The organism is Stenotrophomonas sp. RS-48 (genome assembly GCF_030053245.1).
Classification (GTDB): Bacteria; Pseudomonadota; Gammaproteobacteria; order Xanthomonadales; family Xanthomonadaceae; genus Stenotrophomonas; species Stenotrophomonas maltophilia_P.
The window spans coordinates 1-20,651 of the sequence record NZ_JASGBV010000089.1; the positions used below are offsets into that span (position 1 = coordinate 1).

16 protein-coding genes are annotated in these 20,651 nt (G+C 67.2%); 7 read left to right on the forward strand and 9 right to left on the reverse strand.

What is annotated here, in order from left to right; genetic code table 11:
• The 4 genes from QMZ25_RS16000 to rnt all read left to right on the forward strand — a co-directional run.
• Nucleotides 1-727, forward strand: a 727-nt coding sequence (locus QMZ25_RS16000; protein ID WP_283219933.1) for a DUF692 domain-containing protein, incomplete at its 5' end; no start/stop codon positions are given.
• On the forward strand, nt 720-1,475 hold the full coding sequence (locus tag QMZ25_RS16005) for a putative DNA-binding domain-containing protein (protein WP_283219934.1): 756 nt from the start codon (nt 720-722) through the stop codon (nt 1,473-1,475). The genes QMZ25_RS16000 and QMZ25_RS16005, both read left to right, overlap by 8 nt.
• 23 nt (nt 1,476-1,498) lie before the next feature.
• Nucleotides 1,499-2,029 (forward strand): DoxX family protein, encoded by a 531-nt coding sequence (locus QMZ25_RS16010; protein ID WP_111185747.1) that lies wholly within the window; start codon nt 1,499-1,501, stop codon nt 2,027-2,029.
• A gap of 140 nt (nt 2,030-2,169) precedes the next feature.
• Entirely contained in the window at nt 2,170-2,754 is a 585-nt protein-coding gene (gene rnt, locus QMZ25_RS16015) for a ribonuclease T (RefSeq protein ID WP_053518226.1), read from the forward strand.
• Nucleotides 2,755-2,817: 63 nt separating this feature from the next.
• On the opposite strand, the gene QMZ25_RS16020 is transcribed toward rnt, so the two are convergent.
• The 6 genes from QMZ25_RS16020 to QMZ25_RS16045 all read right to left on the reverse strand — a co-directional run bounded on the left by QMZ25_RS16020 (nt 2,818) and on the right by QMZ25_RS16045 (nt 12,205).
• On the reverse strand, nt 2,818-5,844 hold the full coding sequence (locus tag QMZ25_RS16020; RefSeq protein WP_065181197.1) for a ligand-binding sensor domain-containing diguanylate cyclase: 3,027 nt from the start codon (nt 5,842-5,844) through the stop codon (nt 2,818-2,820).
• Nucleotides 5,845-6,176: 332 nt separating this feature from the next.
• Complete coding sequence (locus tag QMZ25_RS16025) at nt 6,177-6,950, reverse strand: PoNe immunity protein domain-containing protein (protein ID WP_283219935.1); 774 nt, start codon at nt 6,948-6,950, stop codon at nt 6,177-6,179.
• A 401-nt stretch (nt 6,951-7,351) separates the two neighbouring features.
• Complete coding sequence (locus tag QMZ25_RS16030) at nt 7,352-8,119, reverse strand: PoNe immunity protein domain-containing protein (RefSeq protein ID WP_111185753.1); 768 nt, start codon at nt 8,117-8,119, stop codon at nt 7,352-7,354.
• 9 nt (nt 8,120-8,128) lie between these two features.
• On the reverse strand, nt 8,129-9,847 hold the full coding sequence (locus tag QMZ25_RS16035; RefSeq protein ID WP_283219936.1) for a PAAR domain-containing protein: 1,719 nt from the start codon (nt 9,845-9,847) through the stop codon (nt 8,129-8,131).
• Between the two features lie 213 nt (nt 9,848-10,060).
• Entirely contained in the window at nt 10,061-11,470 is a 1,410-nt protein-coding gene (locus QMZ25_RS16040) for an ATP-binding protein (protein WP_053518188.1), read from the reverse strand.
• A 6-nt stretch (nt 11,471-11,476) separates the two neighbouring features.
• On the reverse strand, nt 11,477-12,205 hold the full coding sequence (locus QMZ25_RS16045) for a response regulator (protein WP_053518224.1): 729 nt from the start codon (nt 12,203-12,205) through the stop codon (nt 11,477-11,479).
• A 205-nt stretch (nt 12,206-12,410) separates the two neighbouring features.
• Here QMZ25_RS16045 and QMZ25_RS16050 point away from each other — a divergent pair, with 205 nt between their 5' ends.
• Genes QMZ25_RS16050 through QMZ25_RS16060 form a run of 3 tightly spaced genes read left to right on the forward strand, consistent with a single transcriptional unit; the run spans nt 12,411 to nt 17,046 of the window.
• Nucleotides 12,411-13,655: an efflux RND transporter periplasmic adaptor subunit gene (locus QMZ25_RS16050; RefSeq protein WP_111185757.1), complete on the forward strand. Its 1,245-nt coding sequence runs from the start codon at nt 12,411-12,413 to the stop codon at nt 13,653-13,655.
• Nucleotides 13,652-15,610, forward strand: coding sequence for a MacB family efflux pump subunit (locus QMZ25_RS16055; protein ID WP_065181192.1), 1,959 nt, complete (start codon nt 13,652-13,654; stop codon nt 15,608-15,610). Before QMZ25_RS16050 ends, QMZ25_RS16055 begins: the two co-directional genes overlap by 4 nt.
• Nucleotides 15,607-17,046, forward strand: a complete 1,440-nt coding sequence (locus QMZ25_RS16060) for an efflux transporter outer membrane subunit (protein ID WP_345782742.1) — start codon at nt 15,607-15,609, stop codon at nt 17,044-17,046. The genes QMZ25_RS16055 and QMZ25_RS16060 overlap by 4 nt, the downstream gene beginning before the upstream one ends.
• Nucleotides 17,047-17,139: 93 nt before the next feature.
• Here QMZ25_RS16060 and rlmB read toward each other — a convergent pair whose 3' ends face one another.
• The 3 genes from rlmB to rnr all read right to left on the reverse strand — a co-directional run.
• The gene (rlmB, locus tag QMZ25_RS16065) at nt 17,140-17,883 is read right to left on the reverse strand and encodes a 23S rRNA (guanosine(2251)-2'-O)-methyltransferase RlmB (protein ID WP_053518184.1); all 744 of its coding nucleotides are present in this window, start codon (nt 17,881-17,883) and stop codon (nt 17,140-17,142) included.
• 92 nt (nt 17,884-17,975) lie between these two features.
• Nucleotides 17,976-18,470, reverse strand: a complete 495-nt coding sequence (locus QMZ25_RS16070) for a GFA family protein (RefSeq protein WP_283219938.1) — start codon at nt 18,468-18,470, stop codon at nt 17,976-17,978.
• Nucleotides 18,471-18,500: 30 nt separating this feature from the next.
• A partial coding sequence (rnr, locus tag QMZ25_RS16075) for a ribonuclease R (RefSeq protein ID WP_283219939.1) occupies nt 18,501-20,651 on the reverse strand: 2,151 nt, incomplete at its 5' end.

Consider the following 20,651-nt stretch of genomic DNA (forward strand, 5'->3'; position numbering starts at 1 on the left):
CTGGATCCACGTAGGCGGCCCGGCAGGCGATGCACTGGCCGAACTGGCGGCGCGGCATCCGCTGAGCTGCCATGGCCTGTCGCTGTCGCTGGGCGGCAGTGCACCGCTGGACACGCAGCTGCTGGCACAGGTTGGCCGTTTCCTGGACGAGTACCGCGTGCCGCTTTACAGCGAGCACCTGAGCTACTGCAGCGACGACGGCCATCTGTACGACCTGCTGCCGATTCCGTTCACCGATGAAGCCGTGCGCCATACCGCCACGCGCATTGCCCGTGTGCAGGACCTGCTCGGCCGGCGCATCGCGGTGGAGAACGTGTCCTACTACCTGGCACCGGAACCGTCCATGGACGAACTGTCCTTCACCAACGCGGTGCTTGCCGAAGCGGACTGCGACCTGCTGCTGGACGTCAACAACGTCTACGTCAACGCCTGCAACCATGGCTACGACGCCGACACGTTCATCGCCGGCCTGCCGGCACAGCGCATCGTCTGCCTGCACGTGGCCGGGCACCTGGATGAAGCGCCGGACCTGAAGATCGACACCCATGGCAGCGCCGTGATCGATCCGGTCTGGGAGCTGCTGGCACGTACCTATGCGCGCATCGGCCCCCGCCCCACCCTGCTCGAACGCGATTTCAACTTCCCCCCATACGCCGAGCTCCAGAGCGAGCTGCAGACCATCCGCCGCCTGCAGGCCGACCCAGCCGGAGGCAGCACGCATGGCTGAAGCGCCGGAACGGCTGCGTGCGCAGCAGCACGCGTTCACCGCCCATCTGCGCGACCCGGACACCGTGGCCGCGCCGGCCGGCATGGAGCCGCGACGCGTAGCGGTGTACCAGCGCCTGCTGTTCAACAACCTGCTGGGTCTGTTGAGCAACGGGTTCCCGGTCTGCGTGCGCCTGCTCGGTGAACCGGGCTGGAGTGCCCTGGTGCGCAGCTACTTCGCGACGCATCGCTGCCGCAGTCCGCTGTTCACCGAGCTGGCTGCCGAGTTCGTGCAGTGGCTGCAGGCACAGCCGCAGCTTCCGCATCCGGCGCTGGCCGAGCTGGCCCACTACGAGTGGGTGGAAACGGCGTTGTACCAGCTGCAGGCCGAGCCGCTGCCGGTGGCCGGCGCGATCGATCCGCGGGTGGTCGCCCTGCAGCGTTCGCCGCTGGCCTGGCCCTTGCTGTATCAATGGCCGGTCCACCGGCTTGGCGCGGACGATGCGCCGCGCACGGCTCCGGCCGATCCGACCGGCCTGCTGGTCCGGCGCGATGCTGACGGTGAGGTGCGTTTCGCCAGCCTCAGCCCACTGGCGGTGCATCTGCTGGCCCGCATCGGCGAGCAGCCCGGCGCCGATGGCAACACCTACCTGCGGCAGCTGGCACTGGCGCACGGGCTGGAGGAGCACGCGTTGGACGAGGCCGGTGCCGCCCTGCTGCAACAGTTCCTGCAAGCCGGCGTGATCGGTCCGATCACGCCGCCGCCCTGACGCCCCACTCCCGGAGATTCCCGATGAACTACCCGATCCTGGCCACCGCGCGTGGCCAGCTGGACCGTCTCGCCCCCTGGTTGGCCCCGCTGGGCCTGCGCGTACTGCTGGCCTGGGAGTACTTCGAATCCGGCCTCGAGAAACTGCACGGCCAGAACTGGTTCGCTGACCTGCAGCAGGCCTTTCCGTTTCCATTCGACCACTTGCCGGCCGCGCTGAACTGGCAACTGGCCACCTGGTTCGAACTGCTGGGTGCCGCCTGCCTGCTCGTCGGTTTCGGCACCCGCTTTGCCGCTGCCAGCCTGCTGGTGCTGACCGTGGTGGCGACCCATGCGGTGCACTGGCCGATGGAATGGCACTCGCTGGGCGACCTCGCCATGGGGTATGCAATCAGCGACCAAGGCTTCGGCAACTTCAAACTGCCCGTGCTGTTCATGGCGATGCTGCTGCCGTTGCTGTTCGCTGGCGCCGGCAGGCTGAGCGTCGATGCACTGCTGGCCCGGCATGGCGCTGGCGGGGGCACCTGGGCGGGAGCCGGTCCGCGATGCCGCTGATTGGCGCGCCGCCCGCAACGCCCCATCCGGCTGCGCGCACCGGGCGCTCAGGAACGCTCTGCTAGAATCCACGCATGACCGACCCCACCCCCGCACCTGACGTCGCCCCCGTTTCCGCAGTACCGCAGGCGCAGCGTGCGATGTCACAACGCTTCCGTGGCTTCCTGCCGGTGGTGGTGGACGTGGAGACCGGCGGCTTCGACGCCCAGCGCAACGCGCTGCTGGAGATCGCGGCGGTGCCGATCGAGATGGACGAGAACGGCCTGCTCTTCCCCGGGCAGACCGCCAGCGCGCATGTCGTGCCGGCCGAAGGGCTGGAAATCGATCCGAAGTCGCTGGAAGTCACCGGCATCATCCTGGATCACCCGTTCCGGCTGGCCAAGGAAGAGCGCGCCGCGCTGGACCATATCTTCACCCCGGTTCGCGCCGCAATGAAGAAGTACGGCTGTCAGCGCGCAATCCTGGTCGGCCACAACGCGCATTTCGACCTCGGTTTCGTCAATGCCGCCGTCGCCCGTACCGGGCACAAGCGCAATCCGTTCCACCCCTTCAGCGTATTCGACACGGTGACGCTGGCCGGCATCGCATACGGGCAGACGGTGCTGGCACGTGCTGCCAATGCGGCGGGACTGGGCTGGGATGCCAACGAAGCGCATAGCGCGGTGTACGACACCGAGCAGACGGCACGGCTGTTCTGCACGATCGCCAACGCCTGGCCGCGGTAACCGTCAGCGCCCCTCTGGCCGCGCAGGCGTGGGTGCCGACCGTGGGCCGGCACCGCCGGCGCGTCAACCGATGCTCGTGCGATCCCGCCCATCGCTCTTGGCACGGTAGAGCGCGCGGTCGGCGCGCTGGTACAGCAGGGCCGGGGTGCGGTCTTCGGCCTCCAGTTCGACCAGTCCCGCACTGAAGGTCACCCTCAGTCCATCCACGCCCGCCCAGTCCGGGTGGTCATGGAACAGCCCCCGCAACCGCGCGCACAGCTGCGCGGCTTCCTCCAGCCGGGTGTCGTTGAGCAGCAGCGCGAATTCTTCGCCGCCCGTGCGCGCAGGCAGGTCCGAGTCACGACAGGCCGTGGCGATCACCCGCGCCACCTCGACCAGTACCGCATCACCGGTACTGTGGCTGTAGCGATCGTTGACAGCCTTGAAGTGATCGATATCCAGCACCACCAGGCATAACGGGTGGCCGCTGCGCTGCGATCGTGCGAAGTCACGCGCCAGGGTTTCATCAAAGCCGCGGCGGTTGGCCAATCCGGTCAGCGCATCCTCCCGCGCCTGGCGCTCGAACGCTTCGGCCTGCCGTGCGAGGCGTTCGGCCAGCTCGGTCTTCTCCTGGTTCACCGCCTGCAGATGGACGGTCTGGGCCTGCAGGTCGAAGGTGGCCTCGTCCACGCGGCGAGCCAGACGCAGGTTGCTGGCCTTCAGCTGCTGCAGCAGGAAGCGGTACAGCGCCACCAGCCCGGCCAACAGCAGGATGCCGCCCAGCGCCTGCACGCTGCGCCGTTGCCACCAGAACGGCTCCACGCTGAAGCTCCATACGGCTTCCTGCTGGCCCCAGGCGCCACTCGGGTGCGCGGCGGCCACGTGCAGCGTGTAATCGCCCGGTGGCAGGCCAACGAACTCCACGCTGCGCTGTGGACCGCGCTCGACCCAGCCGCTGTCCAGTCCATCCAGGCGCGTGCGGTAGCGGATCCGGTCCGACATCAGGTAGCTCAGGCCGACATAGCTCACCGCGAGGCGACGACCACCGGGAATCAGATTGCGTTCGGCGCCCTCCCAGTGCACCGGCGCGCCGTCCACCTGCACGTTCTCGATCGCCGCTGGCGGTGCCCGCCGTTCGCGGAAGCGCTGCAGGCGCTGCGGATCGACCGTACTCAGGCCCCCCGCGGTGACCACCCAGAAGGTGCCATCCTGGCGCAGGATCGCCGAGGGGCCGGAGCTGCCGTTGGCCTGTGCATTGGCCATGCCGTCGATCTCGTTGTAGCGCTCCACGCTCACCCGCGGCGCGCGGCCGTCGGCCACGGCATTGAGAGTCGCCATGTCGGTGCGCAGCACGCCACGGTTGCTGCTGATCCATACGTTGCCCAGCCGGTCGGGTACCAGCTGGAACACCGCGTCGACCGGCATGCCCTGCTCCAGGCCGACGCGGGCCAGCCGCCCGCCCTGCCAGCGGTACAGGCCGCGATCACTGCTGATCCACATCGCGTCACCGAGCTGGTGGAAGCCGAACACACTGCGTCCGCCCCCCAGCGGCGCCAGATCGATCGCCTGCACACGGTTGCCGCGCAGCACGCGGATGCCCTCGATCGTGCCGATCCACAGGTTGCCCTGGTGATCGTGTTCCAGCGCTGTGATCAGCCCGGTCGGCATGCCCGCCACCGGCGACACCTGCACCCGGTCGCCGTCGATGCGCACCACTCCCTTCTGCGTTCCGGCCCAGACCGCCCCGCTCGAATCCACGCTGATCGCGCGGATGTTGCCACCCGGCATGCCATCGTCGGCGGCGTAGTTGTGGCGCAGGCGGCCGTCCCGGGACAGGCGGTAGACGCCGTCACCGAAGGTTCCCACCCAGAGATCGCCGTCCGGCCCCTGCGCCAGGCTCAGCACCGACGGCGCCTTGCCACCGCGGTTGTGCAGCGGCATGGCCTGGAAACGGCCATCGGCATTCTGTCGATCCAGGCCACTGGCACTGCCCACCCACAGCTGGCGGTCACGATCTTCCAGCACGGTGCGCACGTAATCGCCGCTGAGCCCATCGCGCTCGGTGTAGCTGCTGAACAGGGTCTCGCGCAGGCGGTAGAGGCCGCCGTTGGCCCCCACCCAGATGCTGCCCTCGTCATCCTCGCGCAGGCTCACCACGCGCCCGCCCGGCAGGCTCAGGCCCGCAGGCAGCCGCTCCAGTCCATGCGAGGAAATCCGCAGCAGCCCCTGGTTCTCGGTGCCCAGCCAGAGATCACCGTGGCGGTCCTGCAGCATCGAGGTCAGGTGCAGTTGGCCCGGCAGCCGGTGCACCAGCACCAGCCGGTCATCCTCGACCCGGTACAGGCGCTCGCCCGCCACGATCCACAGCGCACCGTCCGGCGCCCGGTACGGCCAGGACAGGCCACTGCCCGCGCCCAGCCCCCAGGCGGCGGGCGCGCGCTTCAGCACGCCATCGTTGTCACGCAGTACCAGGCCATCGAGCGTGCCGACCCAGACCCGATCCTGCGCATCCACCACCAGTTTGGTGAAGCTCATCGCCATCGGCAGATCGGCAGCCGGCGCCTGATAGACAAGGCCTTTGTCCGGCGCGAGATAACCCAGGCCCTTGCCTTCGTAGAGCAGCCACAGGCGCCCCTGGCTGTCCATCTGCATCGACTGGATCAGTACCTGCGGGGTATCCGGCTGGTGCTCCCACACACGCCACTGGCCATCACTGCCACGTCGGCTGACATTGCCGCGCGAGTCGCTGATCCACAGCCCGCCCTGACGGTCGACGAACAACGCGCCGATGCCGTTGTCGCGCAGCCCGGGCCGCGTGCTGCGGTCGTACACGGTGAAATCCAGGCCGTTGTAGCGCACCAGGCCTTCCCAGGTGGCAAACCAGAGATGGCCTTCCGGCGTCTGCGCGATGTCGCGCAGCGAGTTGTGCGGCAGGCCGTTGCGCGAGGTCCACACATCGATGGCGTAGTCGCGCAGCGGCGGTGCACCGCTCTGTGCCTGCAACGGCAATGCAGCAGCCAGCAGCAGCCACAGAAGGCTGTGTCGCAGCACCGCCCTCCAGTCCCACGCGTGACGCTCCACCCAGCGCCCGTCGTCCCCCTGCCCGCCCATCACCGCAGCAGTGGCGGCCGGGTACTGCGGCCAGGCGGGGCGGCAGGTGGAAATGCCCAGGCAGCGCGGGGCGGCGTGCCGACGGGAACAGGCTGGCTCATCGGGGGGCGTCTGGGGAGATGCGCGAATGATAGGGCAAACGCCAGCCCGCCGCGCCTGCCCAGCCGTGCCCCCCCCTCCCCCGGGCAGCAACGGCGGGCTTTCTGGCTCACCCGTGCAGGCGGTACGGATTTCTGGCGGAAGGGCGTGGTCCGGCACACCTTCCCGAGCCCAGGCGGTGACCACAGGCAGGACCAGAAGACCCCTCGCCTGGCGCCTCTGCGGAGGGACAGCTACGTCCTGTCGCCAGCACGACGCCTGTAATGGGCCACCAGATCCGCCGGGTAGTACTCGTGGTCGCGGAAGCTCGCATCGTCGATGTCGAACAGCATCACGACCAGCGCGGCCTCGAAGGCCCAGTAGCCCATGTAGCCGCTGTCGTCGTCACGGTGATTCCCGTGGCAGTACACGTTGCGGCTGCCTGCATACCAGCCGTCCAGGAATTTCTTTACGAGCCCGGGCCGGTCCGAGGGTGAGGCGATTGCTTCCATGAGCGGGAGGTACTGGCGATACAGCACCTGCCTCGCCGGAACTCTTCCGTCTTCAACCAGCAGTATCGCGATTTCGTCAAAGAGTCGATCCTTTCCCGCATTCCCAATCAGCGTGAGGGCCTTCGCAAGGTAGGTCGAACCCATACCGGCGCTGACCGCGATCGCCAGCCACCAGAGGTGATCGACGTAGTGATCTTCACGAAGATCCTCGAACTGTGCACGATAGTTCTGGTCCTCCAAAGGCAATTGATCACACTGATGCAGGAGCTGCGCACGCGAAACAAGCAGCTGGTTCAGGTCATCATGAAGCAAAACAATAGCGTCGCCCCTTGAGAATCGCATGACCAACCGACGAAGGATGCGACCGGACACATCCGACGCGCCGAGAACACATCCCTTGGGAGGATAGGCTCGAGTCGCGATTGAATGATCAGTACGCGCCACCTCCACGGAGTCATAATCGATCCAATCCGTGAAGTACGGCTCCAGCATCCGGGTGTCACGCTGCGCACTCATGCGCCATCGCCCCACGGGCCGATCAAAGAACCAGTGTCGCCGATTTTTTCATCACCAATGTATGTCAGGCGGCGGATCCGGGTAGCTGTAGGCCACATCGATGCCATTCTCTCCCGGACGATACACGCCATCGGTCTTTCCCACTGGCGTCAGGCCCTTGCCCAGCATCGCCTGATGCGCCATCGCCTCGCCGAACGCGGCGCCTGCGGCGCGCGTGCGCCGCCCTCGCCATCCATGTGGCCGCCGAGCACTCGGTATCGGGTAGGGTCGCCGTAGTGGCGATGCAGCACCACCTCACCTCCGGCGACCGCGTCGCGGGCGACGAAGCCGCTGGCTGATCACATCGCCGCCGCGCTCGATTCGTCCCCGCACCCGGTGCAAGCATCTGAGCCGCCTGACCATCAGATACCTGCGCCAGCACAACGCCTGTAATAAGCCACCAGATCGGCCGGGTAGTACTCGTGGTCGCGGAAGCTCGAATCGTCGATATCGAACAGCATCACGACCAGCGCGGCCTCAAAGGCCCAGTAGCCCATGTAGCCGCTGTCGTCGTCACGGTGATTCCCGTGCCAATAGAGGTTGCGGCTGCCCGCATACCAGCCATCCAGGAACTTCTTTACGAGCCCCGGTCGGTCCTGGATCGATGCGACGGCCTTTGCTAGCGGAAGGTACTGGCGATACAGCACGTGATTGGCAGCGGGTCGGCCTGTGTCTCCCAATGCAATCGCAACTCTGTCGAAAAGCTCGTCTTCCCCGGCGTGCTTCATCAAGCCAAGTGCACTTCGCACATAAGAGCCCTCCATACCCGCGGCAACCGAGAATGCCAACCACCAGAGGTACTTTGTGTACCTGTCCGGCCGAAGATCCTCCCACACTGCACGAATCATCTGATCCTGTGCGCCCAAGGCATCGGCGCACAGATCAACGCGCCGCCTTGCAAGCAGCAATTCTTCCAGCCCCCCCAGCACTTCAACCAGATCGTCGCCACGCGAGTAGCGCATGACCATTATCTGAAGGAGCAGGGAAAACACGGAACTCGATGCATTGGCGCGTCCGACGTCGGTGTACCTGTGTGAATCAATACGATCAACGACCTCTGCAACCTCATCCAGCCGGAACTCGATGATTCCAGAGAAATATGCCTTGGATTTCCTGCTATCGCGCATCATCGGTCCAGTTCAAAATGATGAAGGGCCAATCACCCTTCCGTCCACGCCAAGCTTGTAGGACTGCGTCGTGCCATCTTCGGCCACCCTGATCAGAATCGACTCAACCCGCCCCTGATTCATCGCATCCCTCATCCTTCTTGCCTCTACGACCCCCACCTTGGAATCAAGACGCTCGTTTATCCATTCGCTGTCCATCTGCCGCGTACCGTCCCTGTACGGTCCCCCCAACCGGCCCGTGTTGTACTTCGCTTCGGTGATCACATAGTCGGGCGGCGGATCCGGGTGGCTGTAGACCCCATCGATGCCATTCTCTCCCGGACGATACACGCCATCGGTCTTTCCCACTGGCGTCAGGCCCTTGTCCAGCATCGCTTGATGCGCCCTCGCCTCACCGAACGCGGCACCTGCGGCGCGCGTGCGCGGCAGTCGGGTTTCCACCACCCCATCGGCGTCCGGCGCCCGGCTTTCCGTGTGCCGACGCTTGCGCAAGCGCAATGCCCGCGCCAATGCGGTGAACGCCTCGCCCAGCTCGTCCAGCAGCGCTGCCAGACGCTGCCCCAACCGCCCGATCCGGGCCGCCCAGGTTGCGCCGCCATAGGCGGTTCCGGCCGTGCCTGCGCTGAACGCGCCCAGCAGCACGCTGATCACGACATCGAGCGCAAACTGGCTGCCGTAGCGCTGGGTCAGCTCCTGCAGCTCGTCTGGCGGCACCGCCTTCGCCCAGTCCGCGGGGAACGCCGCCAACAGCTGCCAGGTCGGGCCGTCGTCGAACAGCAGGATCAGCTGCTCCTTGATCGCACTGGCCTTGTCCAGCACCTGCTCGCCTGCTGCACGATGCCCCGCGATGCGTGCATCCAGCCCGTCCCAGTCGCCCGTCAGCAGCAGTCCGCTCAGTTCGCGCAGTTCCGCATCGGCCTTGAAGCGCAGCACCGCCAGCTGCCACACCGCTTCCACGCTGCCGCTGGCCCAGTCCCATGCGCCTCTGGCCTGGCCTTCGATGCGATTCAGTTCCATCAAGAAGGCCCGATGCGCAGCGCTGGCACTGTTCCATTGCCGCCAGTCCGCAGCAAAATCCTGCCGGGTCTGCTGCACGATGCGCTGCAGGGCCGCGCGAAGGCGTTCGCGGCAGGCCTCGATCTCAGCCGAGTCGGTGCTGTCGGCCTCGTGCTGGTAGATCACCTGCACCGGCCCCACGCTTACCTGCGGCAGGCGTGCACGACCTTCGTCATCGAGATGGCCGCTGAGCACGCGGCCATCGGACAGGGTCGCCCGGTAACTGACACCGCGCGCGGGCGTGCAGTCCAGGTCGCCGTAGTGGCAATGCAGCACGACCTCGCGCGTAGCGACCGCATCGCGGGCAACGAAACCGCTGGGCGGCGGCGTGGCGTTCCACAGGTCCACTGCTGCCGGCGCGGCCGGCGGCGCGGAGACCGACGCACCGCCACCGCCACCGCCACCGCCGTCAACCACATACACCAGCGACTGAGCACCTCCGAGCAACCTGCAGCCACAGGCCAGCGAATCGCCTTCGCGCGCGATCGGCTTGCCATCGAGGATCAGCGTCGGGTCCCCGGTGACGATCTCGAACGCGCCGCCATGCTTCGGGCACGTTGCCTTGTCGCCCACGCAGGCGACGGCCTTGCCTTCGATATCCGTATTCGACGATCCGGTCAGCACCCGCCCGCCGCCCGTGGTGGCGTCGCCCACCACGATCCACATCCGTGCCATCTGCCATCCGCAAGGAACTTCGATGGCTTCAGGTGACCGGCCGCACGCAGCGCAGGCAATTCAACGCTGACGCAATTGCCTCGACTGCCTGTAAAACGCCTTGCAGCGCAGGCAATTACCGTGGGTGACGCATTCGCCCTATCGTGCTGCAGGCAGGGCTATCGCGTCAGTTTTGCGTGGGGCCTGCCGGAACGCAGCTCCCACCGCGTCTGCTCAGCCTGCCCGACCCGGCGCCACCACCTGTGCACTGGCCGGCCATTGCACCACGGCTTCCAGTCCGCCCTCGGCACGGTTGCGCAGCCACAGCCGCGCGCCGTCCTTCTCGGCCAGAGCGCGCGCAATGGTCAGGCCCAGCCCGGCCCCACCGGTTTCGCGCGAACGCGAGGTCTCCACCCGCACGAACGGGTCGAATACGGCTTCCAACTGGTCGTCGGCCAGGCCGGGGCCATCATCGGCCACCACCACGGTGATGCTGCCGCCGCCCCGCTCGATGCGCACCCGCACGCGCTGGCCGTACATCACCGCGTTGTCCACCAGGTTCGAGAACAGGCGGTGCATCGCCAGTGGCCGCAGCATCAGCACCGCATCGCTCCTGCCCTCGAAGACGACATCGGCACCACCTTCTGCGGTGTCCTCGACGATGCTCTCCAGCAGCGAATCCAGGTCCAGTGCAGCGCGCTGCTCGGCGCTCTCGGCACTTCGGGCCAGTTCCAGGCCTTCGCGGACCAGTGCCTGCATCGCAGCCAGATCGCCGATCAGGCGCTCGCGCAGTGCCTCATCGGTCACGTTCTCCAGCCGCAGGCGCAGGCGGGTCAGCGGTGTCTGCAGATCGTGGGTGATCGCCGCCAGCATCTGCGTACGCTCGGCCAGGTGTCGCTGCAGGCGGTGTTGCATGGCATTGAAGGCCTCGGCGGCGCGCTGTACTTCACGCGGGCCGCGCAGCGGCAGCGGATCGCGCTGCAGGTCGTCGCCAAGATCCTCGGCGGCGGCGGCCAGCTCCTGCAGCGGTGCGCTGGCCATGCGGGCCACGATGTAGGCCAGTACCGCGATGGCCAGCACAAGCAGGGTCAGGAACAGCGGGTCCACGGCCAGGATGCCGTTGTGGGCCACCGCAGGGGAATCCAGTGCCAGCTTCAGCAACGTACCGTCGTTGAGGGTGACGTCCACCGCGCGGCATTTGGGCGGGATGAACGCCGGATCGCGCTCGCGAGGATGCTTGCGGTAGCCGGGCGGCGGCGGTGGCAGCAGTTCCTGCAGCCTGGGAATGCAGGAGCGGAACGAAGTGAAGTGCACCTGCGCCCGCGCGACCGGGCCCGGGCGGTCCTCCAGCACTTCCATCAGCGCAGCATCGGCACGTCCCACGCGCGCACCGGACTGCAGCGCGCGCACGCTCGGCCCGCCCACTTCCAGCAGGCGCTCGCGCAGCTCGGGATTGCCGTCGAGCAGATTGACGTAGCCCTGCAGGCGATCGGCGATGCGGTTGAGGTTCTGCCGCTCGAACTCCTGCTGCCGCTTGGAGGTGGCCAGCATGGTCGCGCCGATCGCCGCCACCGACATGCCCAGCAGCAGGATCACGAACAGCCGCCCGACCATCGAGGACAGAAAGTGGCGCAGGCGATTCATCGCGGCTTATTCCAGGTTGACGGCCGAGGCGAGGACATAGCCTTCGTTGCGCACGGTCTTGATCAGCCCATCGGGACCGCCATCGTCACCCAGCTTGTTGCGCAGGCGGCTGACCTGCAGGTCGATCGCGCGATCCTGCGCCTCATAGTTACGGCCGCTGCTGAGCGCGACCAGCTGCTCGCGCGACAGGACCTTGTTGGCATGTGCGATGAATACCCGCAGCAAGCGGAACTCCGCGCCGGACAGCACCACCACGCGCCCATCCGGATCGACCAGGTGGCGGTGCTCCAGATCGAACACCCAGCGCGAGAATCGTGCACGGCGCACCGCCAGTGGCTCCAGATTGGCCGGCAGGGCTTCGGTACGGCGCAGCACGTTGCGGATGCGCGCCAGCAGCTCGCGCGGCTCGAACGGCTTGGCCAGATAGTCATCGGCGCCCATTTCCAGGCCCAGCACGCGATCGATCGGTTCCGCGCGGGCGGTCAGCATGATCACCGGCGTGTTCGAGCGAGCGCGCAGGTCACGGCACAGGGTCAGGCCATCCTCGCGCGGCAGGTTGAGGTCGAGCACGATCAGGTCCACGTGTTCGCGCTCCAGCAGCTGGCGCATGCTGGTGCCGTCGGCCGCCGTGCTGACCTGGTAGCCGGCGCGGCCGAGCTGTTCGGCCAGCAGGGTGCGGATGTCGTTGTCGTCGTCGACGATCAGCAGTCGATGCATCGGGTTTTCAGTCTCCATGTCGCGGATCATCCCGTGTCGGGAGCTGAACCGCATCCTGGCCAATGCGTACCACTGTATCCACCCGCGGGCCGGATACCTGTCGATACGCGCTTTCGCCGACAGTGTTACACACAGACACACCCTGAGGATTGAGCGGTTGATCGCCCGGTCTTCACAATGCCCACCATCGCCGCCATCGCGGCACCGAGAGTGAAGCCACCACGTGATCCGCCGCCTGTTGCCCGCAACCCGCCGGGGCCGCCTGATGCTGGCCGCCCTGCTCGTCCTGATCGCTGCCGTGGCCGCCTGGTGGCTGCTGCGCAAGCCGGCCGCTCCGGCCCTGGCCACCACCCCCGTAGGCCGTGGCGACATCGAACAGACCGTTGAGGCGACCGGCGTGATCGACGCCTACAAGCTGGTCAGCGTAGGTGCGCAGGCCTCCGGCCAGATCAAATCGCTGAAGGTGCAGCTGGGCGATACGGTGAAGGAAGGCGACCTGATCGCCGAGATCGACGCCACCACCCAGCAGAACCAGGTGCTCAACGCACAGGCCTCGCTGGACCAGGTGATCGCGCAGCGGGCGGTGCAGCAGGCGACACTGCGCCAGGCCGAGCTGGAATTCGCACGCCAGCAGCAGATGCTGGCCGCCGAGGCCACCTCCCGCCAGGAGTACGATGCCGCCGAAGCGCAGCTGAAAACCGCGCGCGCCCAGCTGCAGTCCTACGAGGCACAGATCAAGGGTCGCGAAACCGAGCTGGGCACCGCCCGGGCCAACCTGGCCTACACCCGGATCACCGCGCCCATGGACGGCACCGTGGTCGCCGTGGTGGCCGAGGAAGGCCGCACGGTGAACGCCAACCAGACCGCGCCGACCATCGTCATGCTGGCGCGCCTGGACGTGGTGACGGTCAATGCCGAGGTGTCCGAGGCGGACGTTGTGAAGATCAAGGCCGGCATGCCGGTGTACTTCACCACGCTGGGCGACCCGGACCGGAAGTATCACGCCACGCTGCGGCAGATCAATCCGGCACCGGCATCGATTGCCAATGAAAGCTCGTCCAGCTCCAGCAGCTCTTCCAGTTCCAGCTCCAGCAGCGCGGTGTACTACAACGCCCTGTTCGACGTGGAGAATCCGGACGGCACCCTGCGCATCGACATGACCGCGCAGGTGTCGGTCCTGCTCAAGCAGGCCAAGGGCGTGCTGATGGTACCGGCGGTGGCACTGGGGCCGAAGACCCGCGACGGCGAGCGCGTGGTACGGGTGGTGGATGATCGGGGCCAGCCACAACCGCGCAAGGTCAAGGTCGGCATCAACAACGGTGCATCGGCTGAAATCCTCTCAGGTCTGCAGGAGGGCGAACGCGTGGTGGTCGGCGAGGCCAGCGCAGCGGCAGCGTCTGCGGGCGGCGGCAACCGGGGAGGCATGCAGATGCGCGTCGGCGGCCCGGGCATGGGCCCGCGCCGATGAGCACGACGGCGCCGTTGCTGCGCCTGCGTGACCTGCGACGCGAGTTCCCGGCCGGCGACGACGTCATTGCCGTGCTGCGCGACGTCAACCTGGACATCCACGCCGGCGAAATGGTCGCCATCGTCGGCCAGTCCGGTTCGGGCAAGTCCACCCTGATGAACATCCTCGGCTGCCTGGATCGCCCCACCCGGGGCAGCTACCAGGTGGCCGGCCGCGAAACCGGCCGGATGCAGCCGGACGAGCTGGCCGAACTGCGGCGCGGGCATTTCGGCTTCATCTTCCAGCGCTACCACCTGCTCGGTGACCTGGATGCACGCGGCAACGTGGAAGTGCCGGCGGTATACGCGGGCAGCCCCGGCCCGGTACGCAACGCGCGGGCCGAGCAGCTGCTGCAACGGCTCGGCCTGGGCGACCGCATGCATCACAAGCCGGGCCAGCTGTCCGGTGGCCAGCAGCAGCGTGTGTCGATCGCGCGTGCATTGATGAACGGCGGGGAGGTGATCCTGGCCGATGAACCCACCGGCGCCCTGGATACGAAATCCGGCGAAGAGGTGATGGCGATCCTGGGCGAGCTGCATGCCGAGGGACATACCATCATCATCGTCACCCACGACATGAGCGTGGCTGAGCATGCCCAGCGCATCATCGAGATCCGCGATGGCGAGATCATCGCCGACCGCGCCAATCCTGATGCGCCGTCCTATCGCGCGCGACGCGAGGCCAGCACCGGTGTTGCCCACGGCAACAGCTGGCGCGCAGCGCGCGACCGCTTCACCGAAGCGTTCCGCATGGCCCTGCTGGCGATGAACGCGCATCGCCTGCGCACGTTCCTGACCATGCTCGGCATCATCATCGGCATTGCTTCGGTGGTCTCGGTGGTCGCGCTCGGCAACGGCTCGCAGCAGCAGATCCTGCAGAACATCAGCGCGCTGGGAACCAACACCATCGATGTGTATCCCGGCCGCGGTTTCGGCGACATGCGCTCTGCACGTGTGCAGACGCTCAAGGCCAGCGATGCCGATGCGCTCTCACGGCAGAGCTACGTGGACAGCGCCACGCCCAGCGTGTCGACCTCGGTCACCGCGCGTTACCGCAACCAGTCCTCCACCGCCCAGGTCAGCGGCGTTGGCGAGCAGTTCTTCCGGGTGAAGGGCGTGACCCTGCTCAGTGGCAGCTTCTTCGATGCCGATGCGGTGCGAGGGCTGGCCCAGGTCGCGATCATCGACGAGAACACCCAGACCCAGTTCTTCCCCGATGTCGATCCTGTCGGCCAGGTCATCCTGCTCGGCAACGTGCCGGTGCGGGTGGTCGGTGTCGCCAAGCGGCAGAGCTTCGGTTTTGGTGGCAGCACCAGTCTCAGCATCTGGGTGCCGTACACGACCGTGATGTCACGCATGCTGGGCCAGAGTCACGTCTCCAGCATCACCGTGCGCGTGGATGACGCCACGCCGATGGACGCCGCGCAGGAGGCGATCACCCGCCTGCTGACGATGCGCCATGGTACCGAGGATTTCTTCCTCAGCAACAGCGCCGAAATCCGCGAGACCATCGAGCAGACCACACGCACGATGACCCTGCTGATCGGCGCGATCGCCGCCATCGCACTGCTGGTCGGTGGCATCGGCGTGATGAACATCATGCTGGTCTCGGTCACCGAGCGGACCCGCGAGATCGGTGTGCGCATGGCCGTGGGTGCCCGGCAGAGTGACATCCGCCAGCAGTTCCTGATCGAGGCGGTGCTGGTGTGCCTGCTCGGAGGCCTGCTCGGCGTCGGCCTGGCGCTGCTGCTGGGCTCGATGATCGGACGTTTCGCCAGCGACTTCCAGGTGCTGTTCTCCACCGCTTCGATCATCGCCGCATTTGCCTGTTCCACCCTGATCGGCGTGGGCTTCGGCTTCCTTCCCGCGCGCAATGCCGCGCAGCTCGACCCGGTGGAGGCCCTGGCCCGCGAATGAAGACGATGCCCATGCTCCCCTTTCCTGCTCCCTCGCGCCTGCTGCTGGCCGGCGCCGTACTGATTGCCCTGTCCGGCTGTGCCTCGGTCGGCCGTTATCCGGTTGCCGATCCCGACGTGGCTGCTACTTATGGGCGTGGCAATGCCGCACTCAACGCACCGGTGGACGCTCCGCGCAGCAGCCTGGATACGCCTGCCCGCGACATCCGAGAGGATGTCTGGTGGAGCGGTTTCGGCGATGAACGTCTGGACCGGCTGGTAGCCCGGGCGCTGGCCGCCAACAGTGACCTTGCCGCCGCCGGCCTGGCCGTGCAGCGTTCCCGCCTGCAGGCCGGACTGGCCAGCAACGCGCTTTGGCCACAGCCGTCCTCGTCGGGCGTCAGTGGCAGCGGCAGCCGTGCCACCGACCAGGCCGACGACTGGCGCCGCAGCTATTCCACCGGCGTTTCGCTGGCCTGGGAAGTCGATCTGTGGGGCCGGCTCAGGACCCAGCGCGACATCGCACGCTGGGAGGCTGAAGCCACCGAGGAAGATCGACAGAACACCGCCCTGCTGGTGATCGGCGATGCCATCAGCCAGTACTGGGCGTTGGCGTATCTCAACCAGTCGATCAGCACCGGCCAGGCCAACCTGGAGCGGCTGGAACGCACCCGCGAACTGGTCCAGGCCCGTTTCGACGCCGGTGCGGTTTCGCGCCTGGAAGTACGCCAGGCCCTGCAGAACCTGCAGTCGCAGCGCGCTGCGCAGAGTGCGCTGGAACAGCAGCGCGTGGAAGTGCGCAATGCGCTGACCGTGCTGCTCGACGGCACCCCCTGGCCGCAACAGGACGAGCCGCAGAACCTGCTGCAGGCACGCAGCCCTGCCATCGCTGAAGGCCTGCCGGCGGACCTGCTCGCTCGCCGTCCCGACCTGCGCGCGGCCGAGCTGCGGCTGCGCAACAGCCTGAAGACGATCAAGGTCACCGCCACCCAGTACTACCCGGCGTTGAGCCTGACCGGCAGCCTCGGTTCCAGCGCGACCTCGCTGGGCGATGTCCTGCGCAATCCGGTGGCCACGCTCGGTGCCGGCCTGTCCCTGCCCTTCCTCAACCTGCAGCGCGCACAGCTGGATACCGACGTGGCCGGTACCAACTACCAGATCGCCGCGACCGGGTTCCGCAAGACGCTGTACACCGCCCTGTCGGAAGTGGACAACGCGCTGTCGGCACGCGAGCAGCTGGCGCGCCAGGTGGCGGCGTCGCAGGCCTCGTATGACGAGGCGGTGGAAGTGGAACGCATGCAGGAAGTGCGCTACCGCGTGGGTGCCACCGACCTGCGGACCTGGCTGGAAGCCCAGCAGACCCGGCGCGATGCGGAGTTGTCACTGGCCCGCGTCCGGCAGAGCCAGTTGACCAACGATGTGACGCTGTTCAAGGCGCTGGGCGGCAGCGCGGGGTAGCGCCGGGCCATGCCCGGCGGCGTGGAGCGCGGCACGCCATGAGCGTGGTCGGACTGGATCCGCCGGGCATGGCCCGGCGCTACCACGGGACGATCAGCCGCGCTGGCGCACGGCCTCGAACAGGCTGACACCCGCGGCGACCGATACGTTCAGGCTCTCGATCTCGCCCGGCATCGGGATCTTGACCAGTCCATCGCAGTTCTCGCGGGTCAGGCGGCGCAGGCCGTCGGCTTCACCCCCCAGCACCAGGGCGATGTTGCCCTTCAGGTCCAGATCGTACAGCGACGCGGTCGCTTCACCGGCCAGGCCGTAGATCCACACGCCCTGCTTCTGCAGATCCTTCAGGCAGCGCGACAGGTTGGTCACGGCCACCACCGGGATACGGTCGGCGGCGCCGGCCGAGGTCTTGCGCACGGTGGCATTCACCGTCGCCGACTTGTCCTTGGGAATGATCACCGCAGTGGCACCGGCCGCCGCGGCCGAACGCAGGCAGGCGCCCAGGTTGTGCGGGTCCTGTACCTCATCCAGCACCAGCAGCAGGGCCCGGCCTTCAGCGGCAGTGACCAGGCCTTCCAGTTCATTCTCGCTGTAGGTGCGCGCAGCGGCATAGCGCGCGGCCACGCCCTGGTGGCGGACTGCACCGCCAACGCCGTCCAGCGCCTGCGCGGTGACCCGGCGGACATCGATGCCCTTGCGGCGCGCGTTCTCTTCGATTTCGGTCAGGCGCGGATTCTTCGCACCGGCCTCGACCAGCACTTCGCGGACGTTCTCGGCGTCGTTCTCGATGGAGGAGGCGACGGCGTTGACGCCGACGATCCACTGGCTGTTCTTGCTCATGCGGGCGGGACCGGAAAGGGGGTGGCTATGGTAGAGCATCGGCGACGGCCGCGCTTCGCGCTCGCCGGGCAGGGCCCGGCGCTACCCGCCGTTCACCCTTCGGTTGAACGGCTGCGCGGCGGCCAGTGTGGCGTGTCGTGGTCGGGATGCTGGTGGGAAACGATCGCAGCCAGGAAGTCCAGTACCGCCACGTCCTCCTCCGTCCGCCGTGCCGGCAGGCTGCCCAGGGCATCGACGAAGGGCAGCTTGCGCTCGACACCGTACTGGATCGTCGGCGGCAACCGTTCCGGCTGGTCAAACGCCCCCGCCGCCACGGCCATGCCGTCGGGGGCTTCATAGGTCAGCGGCGTGCCGCAGTCGCCGCAGAAACCGCGCCGGACCACATTGGAGGACTGGAAATAGCGCGGCTGGCCGCGGGTCCAGCTGAACTGCACGCCGCGCACCGAGACCAAAGGCGCGTAATACGCGCCAAAGGCCTTCTGGCACATCCGGCAGTGGCAGATCGAACTGTCGGACAGTTCACCGCGCACCTGGAAGCGGATGGCACCGCACTGGCAGCCGCCGCTGTACTCGGGTTGGCCCTGCATGCTGCTTTCCTCCGGAACGGGCTCTACGGATCAGTACTTCTCTTTCCTGCGCTTGGTCGGTTTGCCGCGTTCGGGCAGCGGCGACAGTCCTGCCTCTTCTTCCTCGCCCTTGTGTTCGACCAGCCGGAAGTCGATCTTGCGCTCTTCCATGCTGGCCTTCAGTACGAGGATGCGCACGCGGTCACCCAGCCGGTAGCTGCTGCCACGACGTTCACCGGTCAGCGTCTTGCGGGTCGCATCGAACTTGTAATAGTCCTGCGGCAGCTGGGTGACATGGACCAGGCCCTGCACCTTGGAATCGTCCAGTTCCACGAACAGACCGAAGCTGGTCACGCCACTGATCACGCCATCGAACTGGCCGCCGACATGCTTCTCCATCCACGCGGCCCGGTAACGCTCGTCGACCTCGCGTTCGGCCTCGTCAGCGCGGCGCTCGCGCTCGGAGCACTGCAGCGCCAGCGCTGCCATCTCGCGTGCGGTGTAGGTGAACTTGTCCAGCGGCTTGCCCGACAACGCATGCTTGATCGCGCGATGCACCAGCAGATCGGGATAGCGGCGGATCGGCGAAGTGAAGTGCGCGTACGCCTCCAGCGCGAGCCCGAAGTGACCGTGGTTGTCCGGACTGTAGACGGCCAGGCTCTGGCTGCGCAGCAGCACCGACTCCAGCAGCGTGGCATCGGGACGGTCGCGGATCTTCTTCAACAGCTTGGTGTAGTCACCGGGGCGCACCTTCGACCACGGCGGCAGGCTCAGCTTGAACTCCTTGAGGAATTCCAGCAGGTCGGCGTACTTGGTCTCCGGCGGCTTCTCGTGGACGCGGTACGGCGCCGGCACATGGTGCGACAGCAGGTACTTGGCCGCCTCCACGTTGGCGGCGATCATGCATTCCTCGATCAGCTTGTGCGCGTCGTTGCGCACCAGCATGCCCGCCTGGGTGACTTCGCCACGATTGTCCAGAACGAAGCGCACTTCACTGCTCTCGAACTCGATGGCCCCGCGCTTGGCACGGGCCTTGGCCAGCACCTTGTACAGCTGGTGCAGGCGCTGCACCTGGGGCAGCAGATCGCCGATGACGGCCTTCGCGCCGGCATCGTCCTCGCCCACGGCCTGCCACACCTGGGTATAGGTCAGGCGTGCGTGCGAATTCATCACCGCTTCGTAGAAGCGCGAGTGGACGACCTGGCCATCGCGGTCGATCTGCATGTCGCAGACGAAGCACATGCGGTCGACCTTGGGCATCAGCGAGCAGATACCGTTGGACAGGGTCTCCGGCAGCATCGGCACGACGAAGCCCGGGAAGTACACCGAGGTAGCGCGCTTCTGTGCCTCCTCATCCAGCGGCGTGCCCGGACGCACATAGTTGGAGACATCGGCGATGGCCACCACCAGGCGGAAACCCTCCGCGTTCGGCTCGCAATACACCGCATCGTCGAAGTCCTTGGCATCCTCGCCATCGATGGTCACCAGCGGCGTGCGACGCAGGTCGACGCGGTCGCCGATCATCGCCGGCTCGACCACCAGCGGCACCGCGGCGGCCTCGTCCAGCACCTCCTGCGGAAACTCGAACGGCAGCTCGTGGCCGTGGATGGCAGTCTCCACCACCAGCGAGGCGGTCAGCTTGTCACCCAGTACGGCGATGATGCGGCCGATCGGCGGACGGCGGCTGTCCGGCGCCTGCGTCAGCTCGCAGACCACCAGCTGGCCGTCACGCGCACCTCCGGTCTGATCAGGCGGCACCTGCACGTTGCGCTGCACGCGCTTGTCATCAGGCACCACGTAATTGATGCCCATCTCGATGCTGAAGCGACCGATCAGACGGGTCATGCCGCGCTCGAGCACGCGGGCGATGCTGCCTTCGCGGCGGCCGCGATGATCGATGCCGGTGACACGCGCCAGCACCTTGTCGCCGTGCATCACCTTGCGCATTTCATAGGGCGGCAGGAACAGGTCGTCGCCGCCCTCGACCGGGCGCAGGAACCCGAATCCTTCCGGATTGGCGATCACCACACCGGTGACCAGGCTCAGCGCCTGCACCGGCGCGAAACCTCCACGGCGGTTCTGCACCAGCTGGCCATCACGGACCATCGCACCCAGCCGGCGCGACAGCGCTTCGGCCCGGTCCGGCGCGGTCAGGCCCAGGCGGGCACCCAGCTCCTCGGCAGTCTGCGGCCCTTCGCAGCG

What these genes read in the sequence shown, in the direction of transcription:
- QMZ25_RS16030 (WP_111185753.1), bottom strand. Translation starts at nt 8,119, where the DNA reads ATGATGCGCGATAGCAGGAAATCCAAGGCATATTTCTCTGGAATCATC.
- QMZ25_RS16060 (WP_345782742.1), top strand. Translation starts at nt 15,607, where the DNA reads ATGAAGACGATGCCCATGCTCCCCTTTCCTGCTCCCTCGCGCCTGCTG.
- rnt (WP_053518226.1), top strand. Translation starts at nt 2,170, where the DNA reads ATGTCACAACGCTTCCGTGGCTTCCTGCCGGTGGTGGTGGACGTGGAG.
- QMZ25_RS16020 (WP_065181197.1), bottom strand. Translation starts at nt 5,844, where the DNA reads ATGGGCGGGCAGGGGGACGACGGGCGCTGGGTGGAGCGTCACGCGTGG.
- QMZ25_RS16040 (WP_053518188.1), bottom strand. Translation starts at nt 11,470, where the DNA reads ATGAATCGCCTGCGCCACTTTCTGTCCTCGATGGTCGGGCGGCTGTTC.
- QMZ25_RS16010 (WP_111185747.1), top strand. Translation starts at nt 1,499, where the DNA reads ATGAACTACCCGATCCTGGCCACCGCGCGTGGCCAGCTGGACCGTCTC.
- QMZ25_RS16035 (WP_283219936.1), bottom strand. Translation starts at nt 9,847, where the DNA reads ATGGCACGGATGTGGATCGTGGTGGGCGACGCCACCACGGGCGGCGGG.
- QMZ25_RS16025 (WP_283219935.1), bottom strand. Translation starts at nt 6,950, where the DNA reads ATGAGTGCGCAGCGTGACACCCGGATGCTGGAGCCGTACTTCACGGAT.
- QMZ25_RS16055 (WP_065181192.1), top strand. Translation starts at nt 13,652, where the DNA reads ATGAGCACGACGGCGCCGTTGCTGCGCCTGCGTGACCTGCGACGCGAG.
- QMZ25_RS16045 (WP_053518224.1), bottom strand. Translation starts at nt 12,205, where the DNA reads ATGGAGACTGAAAACCCGATGCATCGACTGCTGATCGTCGACGACGAC.
- QMZ25_RS16005 (WP_283219934.1), top strand. Translation starts at nt 720, where the DNA reads ATGGCTGAAGCGCCGGAACGGCTGCGTGCGCAGCAGCACGCGTTCACC.
- QMZ25_RS16070 (WP_283219938.1), bottom strand. Translation starts at nt 18,470, where the DNA reads ATGCAGGGCCAACCCGAGTACAGCGGCGGCTGCCAGTGCGGTGCCATC.
- rlmB (WP_053518184.1), bottom strand. Translation starts at nt 17,883, where the DNA reads ATGAGCAAGAACAGCCAGTGGATCGTCGGCGTCAACGCCGTCGCCTCC.